The following is a 16,197-nucleotide window of genomic DNA, read 5'->3' as shown; positions in this document are numbered from 1 at the left end:
TCTCGGCCTGCCGGGAACACTCGCCGATTTCGCACAGGACCCACTCAATGAAAAACCCCGACTCACTGACAACCCGCTACCACCCACTCAAGACCCGCTACAGCGAAACCCCGGTGCTGGTCATCGATACCGAGGCCGACCCCTTCGAGATCCTCGACGCCGCCCGACAACGCATCCGCGCCGCCAGCGACCTGCTCGAAACCCTTTATTGCACATGTTTCAAACAGGCCGAAGCGAACGACATCCCCAAGATCGTCAGCGCGCTATACCTGCTGACCCAGGACGGCAATGACCTGCTCGACATCGCCCGACAGCGCTTGCCGAAACTCACCGGCTGAAGAACACCACAACCGCCTGGGAGCGAGCCTGCTCGCGAAGAACGATAACGCGGTCCTTCTGAGGACATGCAAATGCTGGAAATTTCGCTGTGGATAACTCCGTCAGCAACGACCTATGGAAGCTTCGGCAAGGTCCTACAAAACAAGACAACTTGTCGGCTATCAATGACCGATCGCTCACTCCTATAGTCTGGAGTGTCGCTGCCAAATCAGCGACTCGGGCTTGGTCACCCGAATTAGATCTACGTACGCACCCGTTGTATGCTGCCGACGCTTTTTTGTGTCTGCACGCTATATGGCGGCTGTGTTTGGGATGCCTTCGGGCATGCCGGTTCTGTGCGTAGATCTCACCGGTTGACCAACCCGAACACAGTCGCCTCCCATCGATTGGTCACGATGATGGCGGTCCTTTCTGGCACATCCGAGATTGCACATCATGAATAAATGGAATCCGTTCACCAACGAACGCTATCTACCACTCCACACCAACCTCACCGATTCCCCGCCCCTGATCATCGACACAGAGGCCAACCCGCAAGACATCCTCGAAGCCGCCCTCCAGCGCATCCGGGCCTCCAGCGACCTGCTACAAACCCTGCACTGCCAATGCTTCAAACACGGCGACCTCGAAGACATCCCGCACATCACCCATGCGCTCTATCTGCTGACCCAGGACGGCTGCGACCTGCTCAAGGTTGCCCAGCAACGCATGCTGAACTGGAAAGCCCCCGCTTAACGCGCTCGTTCAGGCAGGTTCCGTTCCCAAGTAGGACGGCCTGCCTGATCAATGATGTATTCCTGCCGTCCCACATAGGAGCCGAATATTGCAAACTATTATTGATTGCGTAGCATGTGAGCCATTGTTCACCCATGGACTCGCTCTCATGACAGCCGAAACTATCGATCACAGCACCCTCACACGATTGGTTGAGAAAGGCTCGGTAAACAGCGCGCATATCGTCGCGAATCCGGGAGGGTGGTCGATTCAAATTCCGTACGGGAACAAACAATGCTCCCTGACAGCGCAACGTAGTCGACAGGTACGACTGTTCAAACGACTTGAAACGTTGGTGACTTATCTGCAAGACGTAGGCATCACCACCTTCGATGTGGACGCATCGAACTATGATCCACTCCAAATCAAAACCTACACGCGTCCCGATCGTTCCGAGGCGATGAAACAGGCACACGATGCCGCCGCATACGAGGAGTGGTTCAAGGAGCAGGTCCAAATTGGGCTTGATGATTCAAGGCCGACGGTGAGCGACGAAGAGGCCCGCCGAATATTCGCCGCCAAACGTGATGCCATACGTCAGAGAACGCGCTGATGAGGCTAGTCTGGCGTCGAACGGCGCTTGATGACCGAAGCAAAATCATGGATCACATCATTCTGCACAACCCTGAAGCAGCCATTGCCCTCGACGAAATTTTCGAATTGAAATCGGAAAACGCTCGGCAGCGTCCGACCCTTTACAGGAAAGGCAAAGTCCCAGGGACGCGGGAGATCGTTGCAACCGCTAACTACGTCATGATCTATGTGATCGGAGACGAGGCAGTGGAAATGGTGAGACTGATTCATGCCAGACAACGATGGCCCTGAAACTCCTTCGGTACTGCCCATGAGCGAATTAACCTTCAAACAAAAACAAGCTCATTACGAAAAGGTCCGCCGTTCAAACTACTTGGCCAGCCTGCACCTCTCCGGATTTGATACATCTCCGACAGGCCTCAACAAGCCGCTAATCTCGCGAGAACAGGCACTCGAAAAATACCGAGAGAGCAAAACAGTTGAATCTGATTCTTGCCCTAGCCTATCGGAATAACCTCCAATGAACCTCGCCCCCAACCTCCCCGACGACCACTTGATGCAGCAACTCATGCAACTGCTGCATGAAGAACTCGGCTTCCCCGAACGCAAAACCATCAGCCTCAGCACCTCGATCAATTTCGACCTGGACTGCAACGGTGCAGACGCCCGGCATTTGATCGAAACCCTGGAAGACCACTTCGCCATCGATTTCGTGGATTTCGACAGCTATCGCTATTTCCAGCCCGACGGCTTTGACGTGAATCTGAAGCGAAAAGCCAAGGGTCGCGGCGAGAAGGTGCCATTGACCATCGGCATGCTCTACCGGGCCATCAAGGCCCAACGCTGGGACACGGATGAGCTCGAAGGCCTGTAACGGCCCGGCGCATTCTGACTTGCCCGCGAAAAACTGAATTTTGCGCACAAAAAAGCCGCCCCGAGGGGCGGCTTCTTCGTTAGCTCAATCCAACGCTTACAGCTTTGGACCAGCAGCCTTGATCGCGTCGCTCACTTCGAACTTCTTGAAGTTCTCGATGAACAGGCCGGCCAGTGCTTTGGCGGCTTCGTCGTAGGCGGCTTTGTCGGCCCAGGTGTTGCGTGGGTTCAGCAGGTCAGTCTCAACGCCCGGTACGGCCACTGGCACGTCGAGGTTGATGGTGTCCAGGTGCTCGGTCTCGGTACCGATCAGCGCGCCGCTCTGGATCGCTGCGATCACGGCACGGGTGGTCGGGATGTTGAAGCGTTTGCCGACGCCGTAGCCACCGCCGGTCCAGCCGGTGTTGACCAGGTAGACCTTGGAGCCGAAGCCGCGGATGCGCTTGATCAGCAGCTCAGCGTATTCGCCGGCCGGACGCGGGAAGAACGGTGCGCCGAAGCAGGTGGAGAAGGTCGACTTGATGCCGCTGCCCGAACCCATTTCGGTCGAACCGACCAGAGCGGTGTAACCGGACAGGAAGTGGTAAGCCGCTTGTTCTTCGTTGAGGATCGACACTGGCGGCAGCACGCCGGTCAGGTCGCAGGTCAGGAAGATCACAGCGTTCGGCTCGCCACCGAGGTTCTTCTCGGAGCGCTTGGCAACGTGCTCCAGCGGGTAGGCGGCGCGGCTGTTCTGGGTCAGGCTGACATCGGCGTAGTCGGCGTGCTTGGCATCGTCGATAACGACGTTTTCCAATACCGCGCCGTGCTTGATGGCTTTCCAGATAACCGGCTCGTTCTTCTCGGACAGGTCGATGCACTTGGCATAGCAACCGCCTTCGATGTTGAACACAACGCCTTCGCCCCAGCCGTGTTCGTCGTCACCGATCAGGTAACGGCTTTCGTCGGCCGACAGGGTGGTTTTACCAGTGCCGGACAGACCGAAGAACAGGGTCACGTCGCCTTCTTCGCCGATGTTGGCGGCGCAGTGCATTGGCAGTACGTCGGCAGCCGGCAGCAGGAAGTTCTGCACCGAGAACATGGCTTTCTTCATTTCACCGGCGTAACGCATGCCGGCGATCAGCACTTTCTTCTGTGCGAAGTTGAGGATCACGCAGCCGTCGGAGTTGGTGCCGTCACGCTCTGGCACGCACTCGAAGTTGGCAACGTTGAGCACTTGCCACTCGTCACGACCCGCCGGGTTGTACTGAGCCGGGTTGATGAACAGGCAACGGCCGAACAGGTTCTGCCAGGCAGTCTGGGTGGTCATCTTCACGGCCAGGTAGTGCTCGGAAGCCGCACCTACATGCACGTGGGAAACGAAATGCTCTTGCGCGTTGTTGAATGCCTCAACGCGAGCCCACAGGGCGTCGAACTTGTCGGCCGGGAACTTGCGGTTGATCGGGCCCCAGGCGATGGCGGCCTGAGTGCTTGGCTCTTCAACGATGAAACGATCGACTGGCGAACGGCCGGTACGGTGACCGGTACGAACGACCAGTGCGCCGGTATCGGCAAGCTCGCCTTCACCGCGGTTGAGGGCTTCTTTAACCAGATCATCAACACTCAGATCGGTGTACACGGCATTGTTGGCTTGCGTCATGAGGTTCCCCGTCGGCCAGTGGCCGAGTGCTCCAAACGTTTTTGTAGTAGAAAGTCGCGCACTACTACCGCGGAAAAAGTGGGCCGGATTATGCCAGAAAAGCCCAAAAAAAGTAGACCCCTCCTGTCGTAACGGCGTTAATCCGGCGCAAGGCAGTGAATTTACCTGCGCTGAACCGTTTTAGTGACGGGTATCTGACGGCGTCTCGATACCCGCGCCGGCGAACAATTGAGTGACATCGGCCGCGTCAAACAGGTAGCGCTGGTTGCAGAACTGGCAATCGATTTCGATGTTGCCACCGTGTTCGACCACCAATTGCTGCGCGTCTTCCATACCCAGACTGACCAGCGCATTGGCCGAACGTTCGCGCGAGCAGCTGCAACGGAAGCGCAGCTTCTGCACATCGAACAGACGCACCTGCTCGTCGTGGTACAGGCGATGCAGCACGGTTTCGTTGTCCAGGCTCAACAGCTCGTCGGCGGTCAGCGTACCGCCCAGGGTGGTGATGTGCTGCCAGCTGGCGGCGCGTTCGTCTTCGTCTTTCAAACGGTCGGCCGGCAGTTGTTGCAGCAACAGGCCACGGGCACGACGACCATCGGCGCAGAGCTTGATGCGGGTGCCAATCTGCTGGGACATGACGAAGTAGTTGGTGAAGCAGTCGGACAACGTTTCGCCATCCAGATCGACGACGCCCTGGTAGCGTTGGCCCCGTTTCGGGTCGACGGTCAATGTCAGCGAGCCGTCCGGCATCAGGTCAGCCAGGGTAGCATCAGGTGCGATGCGGTCCGCCTCGTAACGGGCCAGGCCACGGATGTCGCGCTCGCTGGAGCACTCGATCATCAGCAGCGGGATCGGGCCTTCGGAGCGTGCCTGCAGAATCAGCAAGCCATCGAACTTCAACGTGCCGACCAGCAACGATGCGGCCGCCATCAGCTCGCCGAGCAGTTGCGCGACCGGCTGCGGGTAGGCGTGTTTGGCCAGGACTTCGGCGTAGCTGAGCTCCAACGAGACCAGTTCGCCACGGGTGTCGCTGTCATCGAAGATGAAGCGTTGGGTGAAGTCGTTATCCGCGTGATCGGTCATAGGTCTGGGTATCTGAATTAGTGAAAAAGGTTACAGGAAACAAGAAATTTACCCTGCGCCACCCCTCGGATGCGCAACGTTCAGCCATGAAAGGCATTTTATGAACAATCCGGGCCTGATCCAAGCAAGGTGGAAAAAGCGCTGATGGGTTTTGGGTCGTTTCCCGCCCTGCACTGCTGGCAATGTGGTTATGGCCTACAGGTCAGAGACTGTGTGTGATTTTCGACGAGCGGCGATATCGTCCATGCGATGCACTGCTGGCGAAGCACAGATATGGATGCGCACCGGGTCAATTGCAAGTCTTGGCCTTAAGACGCGGTGAGGCCGGGTGAGTACGCGGCACTCGCCCGAGAAATATCTGTATTAGTCGTCGTTACTGCTGCCACGAAACTTGAACAAATCCCGCCGCTGTTTCTTGCTCGGCTTACCGTCGGTGCTCACACCCAGGGCTCCGGCTTTTCTTTGCGCCGCGGCCTCTTCGCGTTTGGCGATGCTGGCCAGGGTTTCGGCATACAAGGTCTGCGCTTGCGGCGCGCCGCGGCGAACGATCGACAACGCCTGAACCACCACCGTGCGCTCCTCGAAACCGGTGCGAATCACAAACTCATCGCCGACCCGCGGCTCTTTACCCGGCTTGCAACGCTCGCCCCGGCAATGCACCTTGCCGCTTTCAATCGCCGCCTTGGCCAAGGCGCGGGTTTTGTAGAATCGTGCAGCCCACAACCATTTATCGAGGCGGACTTTGTCGTCCTCTTCGTTTTTTTGTGCCATGGAATTTCCTCATTCTGAAATATTGGTGAACTGTACTACCGTTTCTGTCGTACCAAGAATTACTCCATCCCGGACTACAATGCTGACATTCCATAACCTCCTTGCGAGACTGGAAATCCGGGCTGTAGATATCTGTCGCCTTTTAACCATTATTCTGCGTGAATACCGCGAATTTGGCCGCCTGCGGCCACTGCGGTTTCTACCGGTTGAGCAATTTTGAAGACATTTGACCATTTGACCGTTGTCGGTCTGCGCGAGTGGGTGGCGCTCCCTGATTTGGGAGTCGCCGGCCTTCGGGCAAAAATCGACACCGGCGCCAGCACCTCCAGCCTGCATGCCACCGACATCGAGACATTTGACCGGGACGGTGAGCAGTGGGTGCGTTTCACGGCGCACCTGGGCACGGTGGTTCAGTTGCGACACCGGCGCTGCGAAGCACCGCTGGTGACGAGGAAAACCATTAAAAGCTCAAACGGTCACGCGCAGGTGCGATACGTGATCAGCACCACCCTGGCCCTTGGTGATCGGGTCTGGCGGGTCGAATTCACGCTCGCCTGCCGCAAGTCCATGCGTTATCGCCTGCTACTCGGCTCCAAAGCCCTGATCCACGGCCAGTTGGTGGTCAATCCGGGCATCAAGTATGTACAAGACAAGCCGGTGTTCCCGGTATCTACCTCCTCCACAGGTGTTGCATGAAGATCGCTGTGCTGTCGCGGAATCCGCGTCTGTATTCCACCCGTCGTCTGGTCGAAGCCGGTACCGAGCGTGGCCATGAAATGGTGGTGGTCGACACCTTGCGCGCCTACATGAACATCGCCAGCCACAAGCCGCAGATCCACTACCGCGGCAAACCGCTGGAAGGCTTCGATGCGGTGATTCCACGGATCGGCGCATCCGTGACCTTTTATGGCTGCGCAGTGCTGCGCCAGTTCGAAATGATGGGGGTATTTCCGCTCAACGAATCGGTGGCCATTGCCCGTTCGCGGGACAAGCTGCGTTCGCTGCAATTGCTGTCCCGTCGCGGGATCGGTTTGCCGGTGACCGGGTTTGCCCACTCCCCCGATGACATTCCCGACCTGATCGAAATGGTCAACGGCGCGCCGTTGGTGATCAAGGTGCTGGAAGGCACCCAGGGCATCGGCGTGGTGCTGTGCGAAACCGCCACGGCCGCGGAATCGGTGATCGAGGCGTTCATGGGCCTCAAGCAGAACATCATGGTTCAGGAGTACATCAAGGAAGCCGGTGGTGCGGACATTCGCTGCTTCGTCGTCGGTGACAAGGTAATTGCAGCGATGAAGCGCCAGGCCAAGCCCGGCGAGTTTCGCTCCAACCTGCATCGCGGTGGCAGCGCGAGCCTGATCAAGATCACGCCGGAAGAACGCATGACAGCGTTGCGTGCGGCGAAGGTCATGGGGCTGGCAGTGGCAGGCGTCGACATCCTGCGCTCCAATCACGGACCGTTGGTGATGGAAGTTAACTCGTCGCCGGGGCTTGAGGGGATTGAGACCACCACCGGGAAGAATGTGGCGGGGATCATCATTGAGCATTTGGAGAAGAATGGTGGACCGAATATGACGCGGACCAAGGGCAAGGGCTGAGGCTCATCAACTGTGGCGAGGGAGCTTGCTCCCGCTGGAGGCCGAAGGACTCCCAAATCCCACAATCGTGTTCTTGTACTTCAGACACGGTTGTCTGGTTTTGCGGCTGCTGCGCAGCCGAACGGGAGCAAGCTCCCTCGCCACAAAGGCCTCTGTGTTTGCTAAACGGCATCCCGCGGCAACATCAACCCCAACGGCAACCGCACCCGCGCTTCCAGCCCACCACCCGAGCGGTTACGCAGCTCAACGTTGCCGCCATGCATCGAAGCAATCCGCTTCACGATCGCCAGACCTAATCCGGTACCTTTGCCTCCCCGGGCACGATCACCCCGGGTGAACGGGTTGAAAATCGCCTCCAGCTCCGACGGATCGATCCCGGCACCACGGTCCATGACACTCAGCACCACATACGGTGCGCTGGTGTCCCCGGATACATACGCCGCCACCTCCACACCGTTGCCAGCATGATGCAGCGCGTTGCCGATCAGGTTGTTCAGCAGCCGCTTCATCGACACACGACGCAATGGAAACGGCTGGATAGGTTCCAGACGCAATCGCACTTTTTCTTCGGTCTGGTTATACGGCGCGGCAACTTCACGGACCAGGTCACTCAGGTCAACCTCTTCCACCGACTCGTCACGCCCGTCGCGAATGAACGCCAGGAACTGATCGAGAATCGCGTCCATGTCTTCGATGTCACGCACCATGTCGTCAGTCAGGTCGGTGCGATCGCCCATCAGTTCCAGGGACAGGCGCAAGCGTGTCAGCGGCGTACGCAAGTCGTGGGACACCCCGGCCAGCATCAGTTCACGCTCGCGACCGGCCTGTTCGACGTCTTCGGCCATCTGGTTGAAGGCGCGGTAAACCTCGGTCATTTCACTCGGCGTATCGCTGATCGGCAGGCGCACGCTGCGGCCCTGGCCGAGTTGCCGCGCGGCATACACCAGGCGCTTCAAAGGTTGATTGAGCTGGCTGACGAAGATCCAGGCCGAAGCGGTGGACAGCAGACCAATAGCGAGGAACCAGCCCAGCACGTTCCAGATTTTCTGGCCGCGCAACGGATGGGGATAAAGCGGCACTTTCAGCCAGCCATCGCCCAGGCTTGGCGCCCGGACCCACAGCGCCGGTGGCGAATGCATGCGCAGCCGGACTTCAGTGTCGGCACCCAGCTCCGCCTGCATCTGCCGCTGGTAGATCTCGCTGTAAGGCCAGTGCTGTTCACCTTCCGGCACGCCGGCACCCACCACCCGGATCAGGGTCGCAGCCTCGGCGATCTTGCCGCGGTTTTCTTCATCGGCAGCCCAATAGGCGCGCAGCGTCAGGGCGACACCGTGGCTGTACTGGCGGTCCACCAGCACGTCTTCGTTCATCAGCAGATAAACCAGGGTCAGTGCCTTGGAGAAGAGTACGACGATGAGCACCAGCCAAAGGGTGCGGGAGAAGAAGCTCTGGGGGAACCAAACGGGGGTTTTCATGGATAACCGTTAAACACTTGCAGGAGCGAGCGATGCTCGCATATTGCGGATCGCGAGTCTGCGGACAGGATCGATTGATCCGCTGTCCGCATGACCCGCTCCTACAAATCACCAATCACTTGGTGGCGGTACCATCCGGTACAAACACGTAACCCACGCCCCAGACAGTCTGGATGTAACGCGGTTTGGACGGATCGGGCTCGATCATCCGGCGCAGACGGGAAATCTGCACATCGATGGAACGCTCCAGGGCATCCCACTCACGGCCACGGGCCAGGTTCATCAACTTGTCACGGGTCAGCGGTTGACGCGCGTTCATCACCAGGGCCTTGAGTACAGCGAACTCACCGGTGGTGAGCATGTGTACTTCTTCGCCGCGCTTGAGCTCGCGGGTAGCCAGGGACAATTCGTAGTCACCGAAGGTCACGCTTTCGTCTTCGCTGCCTGGCGCGCCCGGCACCGGAGCTGACTGGCGACGCAGGACCGCTTTGACGCGAGCCATCAGTTCATCCGGGTTGAACGGCTTGGCCAGGTAATCGTCGGCGCCCAGTTCCAAGCCCTTGATGCGGCTCAGTTCGTCGCCCTTGGCGGTGAGCATGATGATCGGAATCTGGTTGTTCGCGTTGCGCAGGCGGCGGCAGGCAGTCAGGCCGTCTTCGCCGGGCAACATCAGGTCGAGGACGACCAGGTTGAACACTTCGCGCGCCAGCAGGCGATCCATTTGCTCGGTGTTCGGTACGGCGCGGGCGCGGTAGCCCTTGCTGACGAAAAAACGCTCCAGCAGGCTGCTGAGCCCCGGATCGTCGTCAACGATAAGAATTTTTTCGCCTTCAGCAGTTTGTGCAGTGCTGCTCATTGGATGCTCCTTTGATCTCGGCACGCATTATGGCGTAGCTGCCGTTATACGCACCGTGTGCATTGTTAGCAGATTTTTCCTATACCGCCAGAAAACCGGCCATTGCACCGGCAACCCGCGATGCCCCCGAATGCCGTAACGCTGGTTATAATGCGCGGCCTTTTGTGTCAGGCAACATCAGACAGGTACTACAGACGGACACCATTTATTTTCATGGCGTCGGCAGTAATTGTTCGATTTCACGGGTCAACGGGATACCTTTTGATCCAGGTAGCGGCGCAGGCCAGGCCGCTCAACCAGACTCGCCGAGGCCCTATCTCTGCGCCTGCGAGCCTGCTTTCACAATTTGTCAGGTGGTTTTATGGACAGCATCAACAGCCGCATCGCCGAGGAACTCGGTGTACGCCCACAACAGGTCGAAGCGGCCGTCGCGCTACTCGATGAAGGCTCTACCGTTCCCTTCATCGCCCGTTACCGGAAAGAAGTGACCGGCAGCCTCGACGATACGCAATTGCGTCATCTGGAAGAGCGCCTGCGCTACCTGCGAGAACTCGACGAACGGCGTATCAGCATCCTCGCCAGCATCCAGGAGCAGGGCAAGCTGACCCCGCAACTTGAACGCGACATCAAGCTCGCCGACACCAAGACCCGTCTCGAAGACTTGTACCTGCCGTACAAGCAGAAGCGCCGCACCAAGGGCCAGATCGCCCTGGAAGCCGGCCTCGGCGAGCTGGCCGACGGCCTGTTCAACGACCCGTCCCTGAGCCCGGAAACCGAAGCCGCACGTTTCATCGACGCAGAAAAAGGCGTGGCCGATGTGAAGGCTGCCCTCGAAGGCGCCAAGTACATCCTGATGGAACGCTTCGCCGAAGACGCAGGCCTCTTGGACAAGCTGCGCAACTACCTCAAGCAGGAAGCCACCCTCAGTGCCCGCGTGATTGCCGGCAAGGAAGAGGAAGGCGCCAAGTTCCGCGATTACTTCGAACACGACGAACCACTCAAAAGCATGCCGTCGCACCGCGCGCTGGCAATTTTCCGTGGCCGCAACGAAGGCATCCTCAGCTCCGCGCTGAAAGTCGGCGACGAACTGCCGGGCACCATGCACCCGTGCGAAGGCATGATCGGCCAGCAATTCGGCATCCAGAACCAGAACCGCGCCGCCGACAAATGGCTGGGCGAAGTGGTGCGCTGGACCTGGAAGGTCAAGCTCTACACCCATCTGGAGACTGATTTGCTGGGCGAGCTGCGCGATGGCGCGGAAACCGAAGCGATCAACGTGTTCGCCCACAACCTGCACGACCTGCTGCTGTCGGCCCCGGCCGGCCCGCGCGCCACTTTGGGCCTCGACCCGGGCCTGCGCACCGGTTGCAAGGTCGCCGTGGTCGACTCCACCGGCAAGCTGCTGGATCACGCCACGGTTTACCCGCACGTGCCACACAACAAGTGGGACCAGACCCTCGCCGTGCTCGCCGCCCTGTGCGCCAAGCACTCGGTGGACCTGATCGCCATCGGCAACGGTACCGCCAGCCGCGAGACCGACAAGCTGGCCGCTGAACTGATCAAAAAATATCCGGCCATGAAGATGACTAAGGTCATGGTTTCCGAGGCCGGCGCATCGGTTTACTCGGCATCGGAACTGGCTTCCAAGGAATTCCCGGACCTCGACGTGTCGATCCGTGGCGCCGTATCGATTGCCCGTCGCCTGCAAGACCCTCTGGCTGAGCTGGTGAAGATCGATCCGAAATCCATCGGTGTCGGCCAGTACCAGCACGACGTGTCGCAGCTGAAACTGGCCCGTGGCCTGGATGCGGTGGTCGAGGACTGCGTGAACGCCGTCGGCGTCGACGTGAACACTGCTTCCGTGGCGCTGCTGGCACGGATCTCCGGCCTCAACGCGACCCTGGCGCAGAACATCGTCAGCCACCGCGACGAGCATGGCGCGTTCAAGACCCGCGCTGCGCTGAAAAAAGTCGCGCGCTTGGGTGAAAAAACCTTCGAACAGGCCGCCGGATTCCTGCGCGTCATGAACGGCGAAAACCCGCTGGACTCGTCGGCGGTTCACCCGGAAGCCTATCCGCTGGTTCAGCGCATCGCCGCCGAAACCGACCGTGACATCCGCTCGCTGATTGGCGATGCCGCGTTCCTCAAGCGTCTCGATCCGAAGAAGTACACCGATGAAACCTTCGGTCTGCCAACCGTGACCGACATCCTTCAGGAACTGGAAAAACCCGGCCGCGACCCGCGCCCCGAGTTCAAGACCGCCGAGTTCCAGGAAGGCGTCGAAGACCTCAAGGACCTGCAACTGGGCATGATCCTCGAAGGCGTGGTGACCAACGTGACCAACTTCGGTGCCTTCGTCGATATCGGCGTGCATCAGGACGGTTTGGTGCACATCTCCGCACTTTCGGAGAAGTTCATCAAGGATCCTCGCGAAGCGGTGAAGGCCGGTGACGTGGTGAAAGTGAAGGTCATGGAAGTCGACATCCCGCGCAAACGCGTGGGCCTGTCGATGCGCATGAGCGACACCCCAGGCGAGAAAATCGACGGCGCTCGCGGTGCGCGTCCGGGGTCGGCGCCACGCCAGTCCCAGAACACCGCACCGCGCAAGGAAACCACGGCGGCAGCACCGAGCAACAATGCCATGGCTTCGCTGTTCGCCAATGCCAAGCAGTTGAAGAAACGCTGATGGACATTCCCGCCGGGCTCACCGAAAGCGCGTTTTTCAAGCTACTGGGCTGCCGCTTGCACAGTCTGGAAACCGGGGTGGCGCAAGTCGCCCTGGCGCTGGAACCGGAGCTGCGCAATCGCGGTGGCAAGCTGCACGGCGGGGCCTTGTTCAGCCTGGTGGACATTGCCATGGGGCTGGCCTGTTCCAGCACCCACGGCTTTGACCAGCAGAGCGCGACCATCGAGTGCAAGATCAACTACATCCGCGCCGTCTCTGACGGCGAGGTGATGTGCACGGCGCGGGTGATCCACCCGGGCCGGCGCACATTGGTGGTCGAGGCCGATGTGGTGCAGGGCGACAAACTGGTCGCAAAAGCACAAGGCACGTTCGCTGTCCTGTAGCTACTCGTCATCGATTTGAGTTAATTTCGGCGTTGTGACCGCAGCGTCGGAGTTTCCTGTGGGAGCGGCTGTGGCGAGGGGGCTTGCCCCCGTTTGAGTGCGTAGCACTCACAATATCTTGGAACATCAGAGGTTTTGGGGCTGCTTCGCAGCCCAACGGGGCGATGCGGCGTTCCGACAAGCCCCCTCACCACAGGTCCGCTCCCACATCGATTGCGGCGAGTTCCAAAACCAGGCGAAAACGCCAGTTTTAACTTCACCCTTGTAGACCGTCTTGCCCACCCCCATATTGGGGCGACTGACGCGTGAAGGAATCCAACTTGAGCGAACTTCTCAACCGCCGCCTGGCTCTGCTCGGCGAGCGCGCTAACCTCTCTCTGCTCGAACAGTGCCTTCACGGCATCGAACGTGAATGCCTGCGCGTGACCGATGAAGGTCGCCTGGCGCAAACGCCGCACCCGGAAGAATTGGGTTCCGCGCTGACCAATGAACAGATCACCACCGACTATTCCGAGTCGCTGCTGGAGTTCATCACCCCGGCCCTGCCCGATCCTGCTGATACGCTGGCGAGCCTGGACAGCATTCACCGCTTTGCCTACAGCAAGCTCGGCAACGAGTACCTGTGGAGCCCATCGATGCCGTGCCCGTTGCCGGCCGAGGAAAACATCCCGATCGCCTATTACGGCACGTCCAATATCGGGCAGCTCAAGTACGTCTACCGCAAGGGCCTGGCCCTGCGTTACGGCAAGACCATGCAATGCATTGCCGGCATCCACTACAACTTTTCCCTGCCGGAAAAACTCTGGCCGTTGCTCAAGCAGGCCGAAGGCTTTGTCGGCACCGACCGCGATTTCCAGTCGTCGTCCTACATCGCGCTGATCCGCAACTTCCGCCGCTACAGCTGGCTGCTGATGTACCTGTTCGGTGCTTCACCCGCACTGGACGCCGGCTTCCTGCGCGGTCGTTCGCACCAGTTGGAACAACTGGACCCGCATACCCTGTACCTGCCGTACGCCACCAGCCTGCGCATGAGCGACCTGGGTTACCAGAGCAACGCCCAGGCCGGTCTGACGCCGTGCTACAACGATCTGAACAGCTACACCGACAGCCTGCGCAAAGCGGTGGCTACGCCGTATGCGCCGTACGTCGAAGTCGGCACCCACCAGGATGGCGAGTGGGTTCAGCTCAACACCAACATCCTGCAGATCGAAAACGAGTACTACTCCAACATCCGCCCGAAACGCGTGACCTACACCGGCGAGCGCCCTATCCAGGCGCTGGTGGCCCGTGGCATCCAGTACGTCGAAGTACGCTGCCTGGACATCAACCCGTTCCTGCCAATGGGCATCGACCTTACCGAGTCGCGCTTCCTCGATGCGTTCCTGCTGTACTGCGCGCTCAATGACAGCCCGCTGCTGACCAACACCAGTTGCGGCAACGCGACCTCGAACTTCCTCAGCGTGGTCAAGGAAGGTCGTCGCCCAGGCCTGCAACTGCAACGGGATGGCCAGCCGGTTGACCTGAAGGAATGGGCCGGCGAGCTGCTGGAAAAAATCGCTCCTCTGGCGACGATGCTCGACCAGAGCCATGGCGTCGATGCCCACAGCAAGGCGCTGGACGCCCAGATGGCCAAGGTCCAGGACCCGTCCCTGACGCCGTCGGCCCAGGTATTGGCGGCGATGGCCGAACACAAGGAAAGCTTCGCCCAGTTCTCCCTGCGCCAGAGCCAGGCCCATGCCGAGTTCTTCCGCAGCGAGCCGTTGCCGGCTGAGGAGCAGACGAAATTTGAAGAGCGGGCGCGTTCGTCGCTGGCTCAGCAGGCTGAGCTGGAACAGAACGAAGTCGGTGATTTCGATGTGTTTGTCGGGGCGTATCAGGCGAGCATTCTGGCGATCAGTAACTAACCGTCAAACACAGGTCCCCTGTGGCGAGGGGGCTTGCCCCCGCTGGACTGCGCAGCAGTCCCAGATCAGACCGACACCGCAGTATTTCGGGTAAACCGAGTTGCCTGCATTACGACTGCTTCGCAGCCGAACGGGGCGGTTCGGCGCTCCGACAAGCCCCCTCGCCACAATTCAGCTGTCGCTCCTCAATATTCCCCTCATAAGCTAATTCGAAAAAGTTATTTATTTTCTAATTCTTAGATCATTTAGTCTCTTTCTCACGCCGACAATCGGTCGCCTGACAAGGAGCTTTCTGATGAAACTGACTTTCCCTCTACGCTTGCTGGCGGCCGCTTCCTTGGCTACCGCGAGTTTTTTTGCCCAGGCGGCCGACTTCACCGTCGCCTACCAGACCACCGTTGACCCGGCGAAAGTCGCCCAGGCTGACGGCGCCTACGAAAAGGCCACCAAGGCCGATATCAGCTGGCGCAAATTCGACAACGGTGCCGATATCATCGCCGCCATCGCCTCCGGCGATGTGCAGATCGGCTATCTCGGTTCCAGTCCCCTGACCGCTGCCATCACCCGCAAAGTGCCGGTGGAAACCTTCCTCATCGCCACCCAGATCGGTGCCGCCGAAGCCCTGGTCGCCCGCGACGGTTCCGGGATCAAGACCCCGCAAGACCTGATCGGCAAGAAGATCGCCGTGCCGTTTGTATCCACCGGCCACTACAGCCTGCTCGCCGCGCTGAAGCACTGGAACATCGACCCGTCGAAAGTCACCGTTCTCAACCTGGCTCCACCCGCGATCATTGCCGCCTGGAAACGCGGTGACATCGACGCCACGTACGTATGGGACCCGGCCCTCGGTGTCGCCAAGGAAAACGGCAAGGTACTGATCACCTCCGGCGAGCTGGCCAAGTTCGGCGCACCGACCTTCGACGCCTGGATCGTGCGCAAGGATTTCGCCGAGAAGCACCCGGAGATCGTCACCGCGTTCGCCAAAGTGACCCTGGACGCCTACGCCGATTACCGCAAAGACCCGCAAGCCTGGCTCGCCAACCAGAGCAACGTCGACAAGCTTGTAAAACTGTCTGGCGCCAAGGCCAGCGACATTCCGCTGCTGCTGCAAGGCAACGTCTACCCGCTGGCGGCTGACCAGGTGCTCACCCTCGGCGCGCCGACCACCAAAGCCATCACCGACACCGCGGCGTTCCTCAAGGAACAAGGCAAGGTCGAGGCCGTGCTGCCGGACTACGCGCCGTACGTCAGCGCCAAGTTCATCACCAACTGATCGGGAGTC

17 protein-coding genes are annotated in these 16,197 nt (G+C 59.6%); 12 read left to right on the top strand and 5 right to left on the bottom strand.

Annotated features, from left to right (window positions below; genetic code table 11):
- Window positions 1-47 precede the first annotated feature (47 nt).
- The 6 genes from KGA85_RS03855 to KGA85_RS03830 all read left to right on the top strand — a co-directional run bounded on the left by KGA85_RS03855 (window position 48) and on the right by KGA85_RS03830 (window position 2,521).
- Window positions 48-338, top strand: coding sequence for a hypothetical protein (locus KGA85_RS03855; protein ID WP_223457374.1), 291 nt, complete (start codon window positions 48-50; stop codon window positions 336-338).
- Window positions 339-774: 436 nt separating this feature from the next.
- A complete protein-coding gene (locus tag KGA85_RS03850) occupies window positions 775-1,074 on the top strand; it encodes a hypothetical protein (protein WP_223532843.1) in 300 nt (99 codons plus the stop codon).
- Window positions 1,075-1,222: 148 nt separating this feature from the next.
- Window positions 1,223-1,666 (top strand): hypothetical protein, encoded by a 444-nt coding sequence (locus tag KGA85_RS03845; RefSeq protein ID WP_223532845.1) that lies wholly within the window; start codon window positions 1,223-1,225, stop codon window positions 1,664-1,666.
- Window positions 1,666-1,938, top strand: a complete 273-nt coding sequence (locus KGA85_RS03840; protein ID WP_223532847.1) for a type II toxin-antitoxin system RelE/ParE family toxin — start codon at window positions 1,666-1,668, stop codon at window positions 1,936-1,938. Before KGA85_RS03845 ends, KGA85_RS03840 begins: the two co-directional genes overlap by 1 nt.
- Before the next feature lie 19 nt (window positions 1,939-1,957).
- On the top strand, window positions 1,958-2,161 hold the full coding sequence (locus tag KGA85_RS03835; RefSeq protein WP_223532862.1) for a YhfG family protein: 204 nt from the start codon (window positions 1,958-1,960) through the stop codon (window positions 2,159-2,161).
- Between the two features lie 6 nt (window positions 2,162-2,167).
- A complete protein-coding gene (locus KGA85_RS03830; RefSeq protein WP_223532849.1) occupies window positions 2,168-2,521 on the top strand; it encodes a DUF1493 family protein in 354 nt (117 codons plus the stop codon).
- Window positions 2,522-2,617: 96 nt separating this feature from the next.
- Here the strand turns inward: KGA85_RS03830 and KGA85_RS03825 are convergent, their stop codons facing one another.
- From KGA85_RS03825 to KGA85_RS03815, 3 genes are all read right to left on the bottom strand, one after another.
- On the bottom strand, window positions 2,618-4,159 hold the full coding sequence (locus tag KGA85_RS03825; RefSeq protein ID WP_223532851.1) for a phosphoenolpyruvate carboxykinase: 1,542 nt from the start codon (window positions 4,157-4,159) through the stop codon (window positions 2,618-2,620).
- A 180-nt stretch (window positions 4,160-4,339) separates the two neighbouring features.
- Window positions 4,340-5,242: an Hsp33 family molecular chaperone HslO gene (gene hslO, locus KGA85_RS03820; protein ID WP_095942248.1), complete on the bottom strand. Its 903-nt coding sequence runs from the start codon at window positions 5,240-5,242 to the stop codon at window positions 4,340-4,342.
- A gap of 363 nt (window positions 5,243-5,605) precedes the next feature.
- The gene (locus KGA85_RS03815; protein ID WP_223457368.1) at window positions 5,606-6,013 is read right to left on the bottom strand and encodes an RNA-binding S4 domain-containing protein; all 408 of its coding nucleotides are present in this window, start codon (window positions 6,011-6,013) and stop codon (window positions 5,606-5,608) included.
- Between the two features lie 234 nt (window positions 6,014-6,247).
- Between KGA85_RS03815 and KGA85_RS03810 the strand changes: the two genes are divergently transcribed.
- Entirely contained in the window at window positions 6,248-6,709 is a 462-nt protein-coding gene (locus KGA85_RS03810; RefSeq protein WP_191624865.1) for an ATP-dependent zinc protease, read from the top strand.
- On the top strand, window positions 6,706-7,611 hold the full coding sequence (gene rimK / locus KGA85_RS03805) for a 30S ribosomal protein S6--L-glutamate ligase (RefSeq protein WP_007972871.1): 906 nt from the start codon (window positions 6,706-6,708) through the stop codon (window positions 7,609-7,611). The genes KGA85_RS03810 and rimK overlap by 4 nt, the downstream gene beginning before the upstream one ends.
- Window positions 7,612-7,772: 161 nt before the next feature.
- Here the strand turns inward: rimK and KGA85_RS03800 are convergent, their stop codons facing one another.
- Both KGA85_RS03800 and ompR read right to left on the bottom strand, forming a co-directional pair.
- Window positions 7,773-9,086 (bottom strand): ATP-binding protein, encoded by a 1,314-nt coding sequence (locus tag KGA85_RS03800; RefSeq protein ID WP_223457366.1) that lies wholly within the window; start codon window positions 9,084-9,086, stop codon window positions 7,773-7,775.
- Window positions 9,087-9,201: 115 nt separating this feature from the next.
- Entirely contained in the window at window positions 9,202-9,942 is a 741-nt protein-coding gene (gene ompR / locus KGA85_RS03795; RefSeq protein ID WP_007972873.1) for a two-component system response regulator OmpR, read from the bottom strand.
- 361 nt (window positions 9,943-10,303) lie between these two features.
- On the opposite strand from ompR, the gene KGA85_RS03790 reads away from it, so the two are divergent.
- The 4 genes from KGA85_RS03790 (at window position 10,304) to tauA (ending at window position 16,188) form a co-directional block, all read left to right on the top strand.
- Window positions 10,304-12,628 carry a Tex family protein gene (locus KGA85_RS03790; protein WP_223542921.1) on the top strand — a complete coding sequence of 775 codons (2,325 nt, stop codon included), beginning with the start codon at window positions 10,304-10,306 and terminating at the stop codon, window positions 12,626-12,628.
- Window positions 12,628-13,011 (top strand): PaaI family thioesterase, encoded by a 384-nt coding sequence (locus tag KGA85_RS03785; RefSeq protein WP_056726920.1) that lies wholly within the window; start codon window positions 12,628-12,630, stop codon window positions 13,009-13,011. The genes KGA85_RS03790 and KGA85_RS03785 overlap by 1 nt, the downstream gene beginning before the upstream one ends.
- Before the next feature lie 320 nt (window positions 13,012-13,331).
- Window positions 13,332-14,915, top strand: a complete 1,584-nt coding sequence (gene gshA, locus KGA85_RS03780) for a glutamate--cysteine ligase (protein WP_223457362.1) — start codon at window positions 13,332-13,334, stop codon at window positions 14,913-14,915.
- Window positions 14,916-15,210: 295 nt separating this feature from the next.
- Window positions 15,211-16,188, top strand: a complete 978-nt coding sequence (gene tauA / locus KGA85_RS03775) for a taurine ABC transporter substrate-binding protein (protein WP_223457360.1) — start codon at window positions 15,211-15,213, stop codon at window positions 16,186-16,188.
- Window positions 16,189-16,197 lie beyond the last annotated feature (9 nt).

It is taken from the genome of Pseudomonas sp. GL-B-12, from assembly GCF_019955895.1.
GTDB lineage: Bacteria > Pseudomonadota > Gammaproteobacteria > Pseudomonadales > Pseudomonadaceae > Aquipseudomonas.
Note: the sequence above shows the minus strand (reverse complement) of the source record. Positions and strands in the feature narration are given on the sequence as shown.

What these genes read in the sequence shown, in the direction of transcription:
- KGA85_RS03845 (WP_223532845.1), top strand. Translation starts at nt 1,223, where the DNA reads ATGACAGCCGAAACTATCGATCACAGCACCCTCACACGATTGGTTGAG.
- hslO (WP_095942248.1), bottom strand. Translation starts at nt 5,242, where the DNA reads ATGACCGATCACGCGGATAACGACTTCACCCAACGCTTCATCTTCGAT.
- KGA85_RS03835 (WP_223532862.1), top strand. Translation starts at nt 1,958, where the DNA reads ATGAGCGAATTAACCTTCAAACAAAAACAAGCTCATTACGAAAAGGTC.
- KGA85_RS03785 (WP_056726920.1), top strand. Translation starts at nt 12,628, where the DNA reads ATGGACATTCCCGCCGGGCTCACCGAAAGCGCGTTTTTCAAGCTACTG.
- tauA (WP_223457360.1), top strand. Translation starts at nt 15,211, where the DNA reads ATGAAACTGACTTTCCCTCTACGCTTGCTGGCGGCCGCTTCCTTGGCT.
- KGA85_RS03830 (WP_223532849.1), top strand. Translation starts at nt 2,168, where the DNA reads ATGAACCTCGCCCCCAACCTCCCCGACGACCACTTGATGCAGCAACTC.
- KGA85_RS03790 (WP_223542921.1), top strand. Translation starts at nt 10,304, where the DNA reads ATGGACAGCATCAACAGCCGCATCGCCGAGGAACTCGGTGTACGCCCA.
- rimK (WP_007972871.1), top strand. Translation starts at nt 6,706, where the DNA reads ATGAAGATCGCTGTGCTGTCGCGGAATCCGCGTCTGTATTCCACCCGT.
- KGA85_RS03825 (WP_223532851.1), bottom strand. Translation starts at nt 4,159, where the DNA reads ATGACGCAAGCCAACAATGCCGTGTACACCGATCTGAGTGTTGATGAT.
- KGA85_RS03800 (WP_223457366.1), bottom strand. Translation starts at nt 9,086, where the DNA reads ATGAAAACCCCCGTTTGGTTCCCCCAGAGCTTCTTCTCCCGCACCCTT.
- ompR (WP_007972873.1), bottom strand. Translation starts at nt 9,942, where the DNA reads ATGAGCAGCACTGCACAAACTGCTGAAGGCGAAAAAATTCTTATCGTT.
- KGA85_RS03815 (WP_223457368.1), bottom strand. Translation starts at nt 6,013, where the DNA reads ATGGCACAAAAAAACGAAGAGGACGACAAAGTCCGCCTCGATAAATGG.
- KGA85_RS03855 (WP_223457374.1), top strand. Translation starts at nt 48, where the DNA reads ATGAAAAACCCCGACTCACTGACAACCCGCTACCACCCACTCAAGACC.
- KGA85_RS03850 (WP_223532843.1), top strand. Translation starts at nt 775, where the DNA reads ATGAATAAATGGAATCCGTTCACCAACGAACGCTATCTACCACTCCAC.
- KGA85_RS03840 (WP_223532847.1), top strand. Translation starts at nt 1,666, where the DNA reads ATGAGGCTAGTCTGGCGTCGAACGGCGCTTGATGACCGAAGCAAAATC.